The organism is Microcystis sp. M169S2, from assembly GCF_020245865.1.
In the GTDB taxonomy this organism is placed as follows: domain Bacteria; phylum Cyanobacteriota; class Cyanobacteriia; order Cyanobacteriales; family Microcystaceae; genus Microcystis; species Microcystis ichthyoblabe_A.
Window position 1 is genome coordinate 1 of sequence record NZ_JADBUB010000133.1, and the last position, 3,271, is coordinate 3,271.

Annotated in this window: 4 protein-coding genes and 1 CRISPR repeat array; of the genes, 3 read left to right on the top strand and 1 reads right to left on the bottom strand. The window is 40.4% G+C overall.

Annotated elements, in window-relative coordinates; translation table 11 throughout:
• The first annotated feature begins 106 nt into the window (after positions 1 to 106).
• A CRISPR array of direct repeats spans positions 107 to 943; the repeat unit is 35 nt; unit sequence CTTGCTTCCAATTCGTGAAGCGTATGAATGGAAAC.
• A gap of 917 nt (positions 944 to 1,860) precedes the next feature.
• Positions 1,861 to 2,079 carry a type II toxin-antitoxin system HicB family antitoxin gene (locus IM485_RS13810; protein ID WP_287743775.1) on the bottom strand — a complete coding sequence of 73 codons (219 nt, stop codon included), beginning with the start codon at positions 2,077 to 2,079 and terminating at the stop codon, positions 1,861 to 1,863.
• A gap of 54 nt (positions 2,080 to 2,133) precedes the next feature.
• Between IM485_RS13810 and IM485_RS13815 the strand changes: the two genes are divergently transcribed.
• Genes IM485_RS13815 through IM485_RS13825 form a run of 3 tightly spaced genes read left to right on the top strand, consistent with a single transcriptional unit; the run spans position 2,134 to position 2,786 of the window.
• The gene (locus IM485_RS13815; RefSeq protein ID WP_002741153.1) at positions 2,134 to 2,274 is read left to right on the top strand and encodes a hypothetical protein; all 141 of its coding nucleotides are present in this window, start codon (positions 2,134 to 2,136) and stop codon (positions 2,272 to 2,274) included.
• 39 nt (positions 2,275 to 2,313) lie between these two features.
• Complete coding sequence (locus IM485_RS13820) at positions 2,314 to 2,529, top strand: hypothetical protein (RefSeq protein ID WP_271937179.1); 216 nt, start codon at positions 2,314 to 2,316, stop codon at positions 2,527 to 2,529.
• Positions 2,529 to 2,786: a type II toxin-antitoxin system RelE family toxin gene (locus tag IM485_RS13825; protein WP_002775005.1), complete on the top strand. Its 258-nt coding sequence runs from the start codon at positions 2,529 to 2,531 to the stop codon at positions 2,784 to 2,786. Before IM485_RS13820 ends, IM485_RS13825 begins: the two co-directional genes overlap by 1 nt.
• Positions 2,787 to 3,271 lie beyond the last annotated feature (485 nt).

Consider the following 3,271-nt stretch of genomic DNA (forward strand, 5'->3'; position numbering starts at 1 on the left):
GACCGAGGTGACTATTGACAATTATTATTAATAATGTCTATGCTTTTCAATATCCCACGAAAAATCGTTGTACAATCCTTGTACAGCCTAGCTTTGCAAAGCTAGTCTTGCTTCCAATTCGTGAAGCGTATGAATGGAAACAAATCACCATCAACAACGCAGTTTTTTTTCTTTGTTCCCGTCTTGCTTCCAATTCGTGAAGCGTATGAATGGAAACGCCGCTGCCAAAAAGGCATAGCGCAACAAATAGCCAGACTTGCTTCCAATTCGTGAAGCGTATGAATGGAAACGTTGAGTTTTCCATCAGAAGCAAGTTTGCTTCTGATAACTTGCTTCCAATTCGTGAAGCGTATGAATGGAAACAAAAGAAGTGCGAGGGCACTTATTAGTAAAACTCTTGCTTCCAATTCGTGAAGCGTATGAATGGAAACCTTGGAGATGGTCCCTATTTCCAAGTGGCCTCGCTCGTCTTGCTTCCAATTCGTGAAGCGTATGAATGGAAACAGGATTCCTGCGATGAACCCTAGGCAAAACCACGCCTTGCTTCCAATTCGTGAAGCGTATGAATGGAAACAATGAAAACCTTTTCCATGAGTGTCAAAGGTTTGCCAACAACTTGCTTCCAATTCGTGAAGCGTATGAATGGAAACTGTTACTCAAGTGTTACCAGAGGTGTTGGGTTCCCCTCCTTGCTTCCAATTCGTGAAGCGTATGAATGGAAACACAAGAAGGAATAGACAGCTCTTGATGATGACATCGGTAGCTTGCTTCCAATTCGTGAAGCGTATGAATGGAAACCTGATCTTTTCATTCAGAGCCATGATACTCACTACATCTTGCTTCCAATTCGTGAAGCGTATGAATGGAAACCTTTCTACTTGCCACTGGACATATTTAGCGTAGTCAGTCTTGCTTCCAATTCGTGAAGCGTATGAATGGAAACAGAATGCCAGGGATCAATCCCATCTCATCGGTTAAGAAAAATCCGAGATTTCAGCGAGATTATGCGTCAGTGAGGACAAAAATTTCAGAGGAAGTTTAACCAGACTGAACTCGGCAGAATAATTTATGCGGGAGGAGATGATTTTTTGGGCATCGTTTATAATAGCCAATTTCCCGGTCCACAACTCAATCGATCTCGATCGAGTTTTCCACTGGCTACAAACTCCTCATAAGTAGGGTTTGCTGAATAAATGTGAAATGTAGGCAAGGTCAGGGTTTTGTGGCTTTTCTCGTGAAACAGGTGCAAGATTTTGAGAGAATCGTGCTTCAAAACCTTGCGTCTTCATCGGCCCGCGTCCTGTAGGGGCGAAGCATTCGGGCAGTAACCTATCGGTGAAACCGTAGATTTTCTATCCGAATGCTTCGCCCGTACTTTTTCAGCAAACCCTAAGTAGCGATCGCACTTTCAAAAGACCAAATAATCACATTTAAAGGATTTTGCTTTAAATCTTTTCATAAGTAGGTAGGCGTTAAAAGCTGTCAGATGCCCCCCTTATTAAGGGGGGATTAAGGGGGGATCGGCACCCCCCTTATCAAGGGGGGATTAAGGGGGGATCGGCACCCCCCTTATCAAGGGGGGCAGGGGGGATCGAACCTAAAATCCATTTTTAATTTAATTATAACCAGCTACTTAGGAAGCAATAAAATCATCTCGTGAGATACCCGCTTGAGTGCAAATAATCCTTAGTGTAGAGCTTTTAATTTGCTTGTGATTGGGTAGCGTTAAAAGTGTTGTTGTTCCATCTGGATTTTTTCTAATCATAGAAATATGCTCTTTTTATCTAACAATTGAAAAACCAAATTTTTCAAGAACTTTAATCACTTTGGCTTTAGGGGCATCAGCCGGAAATTTTGCCGTTAGACTATTGCTTCTACAACAAAGGCTTCTAATAAAGATGAGTCAGCTTCGAGAACTGATTCCCCAAAGGTTTCAACATGAAAAGCGATCGCCGATTGCACATCAATAAGAGCATCTTCATGGGTATCACCCTCACCGACTACTACGCCTTGAATTCCCAATGGATAGGCGATATAGCCATCAGAATGTTTTTCCAGAATGATTTTAATGGATTTCATAAATTCTTGACACTTTACAGGAATTTCCTGATCCTATCTCATTTCTATAGGACTTTGATAAGAAAACGATCGCCTCTCCTCCTCATCAAAATCTCCAAAAAAGTTGACTCTCCAAAAGTGATCGCTATTCCTCATCATCAAAAAGCGATCGCATCCTCCAATTGTATCCCCACAAAACGTGATCGCTATTCTTAAACGATGCTATAGTCAGAATAGTGAGTTCTAATTACAAGAATGCAAGTTAAAGACCTAAGTGTTGAAGATTTTAAGTTTTTGATTCAAGAAACTGTTACGGAAACAGTTCAATCTCTACTAAATGATCCTGATGTTGATAAACAACTTAAAACCGAAGTCTCTCAATTTCTAGCTGACTCTTTACAGCGAACTCGAAATGGAGAACGGGGAATTTCTGCGGAAGAAGTAGCTCAAAGATTAGGATTAGATTGGTAATGCCTCGCCATATAGAATTTACCGATAAAGCTTTTGAAGGTTTAGAGTCGCTTACGGCAGTTGTTCGGGAGCGTGTCTTTAAAAAAGTTCGTTGGATAAATGAAAATTTTGATGATATTAGACATCAAAGTTTAAGTTCTAATTTAAGCGGTTTGTTTAAACTTAGAATTGGCGATTACAGGGTGATATATTCTTTTGATGATGACTTTATTACGATTCATCAAGTTGGTCATCGTCGAGATATTTATTCTGATTAGTTTTAGTTTAATTACTTCCATTCCAGAAAAAAGCCCCTTCCAAAAACGATCGCACTCCCCATCATCAAAATCGCCAAAAAAGTTGCTTCTCCCAAAAGTGATCGCTATTCCTTATCATCAAAAAGCGATGTCGTCCTGACAATGAGGGACAGGAAAGCAGTACCCATGTAATTTTAATGGACAAGACCCTTAAATCTGCGGGTATTAGTCCATAGGAACAGTGATCAGTTATTAGTTATTAGTTATCGGTTATCAACATTTTTCGCGGGTTAGACACAATGGCTGAAAATCTAGAGTTTTCGTTGAGGTGCGTCGATGCCTTGTCCAGTAAGGCTTTGAGCCTGATGACCGAGGTGACTATTGACAATTATTATTAATAATGTCTATGCTTTTCAATATCCCACGAAAAATCGTTGTACAATCCTTGTACAGCCTAGCTTTGCAAAGCTAGTCTTGCTTCCAATTCGTGAAGCGTATGAATGGAA

Bases quoted from the DNA above. Each gene is read 5' to 3' on its own strand.
- IM485_RS13810 (WP_287743775.1), bottom strand. From the start codon at position 2,079: ATGAAATCCATTAAAATCATTCTGGAAAAACATTCTGATGGCTATATC.
- IM485_RS13820 (WP_271937179.1), top strand. From the start codon at position 2,314: ATGCAAGTTAAAGACCTAAGTGTTGAAGATTTTAAGTTTTTGATTCAA.
- IM485_RS13825 (WP_002775005.1), top strand. From the start codon at position 2,529: ATGCCTCGCCATATAGAATTTACCGATAAAGCTTTTGAAGGTTTAGAG.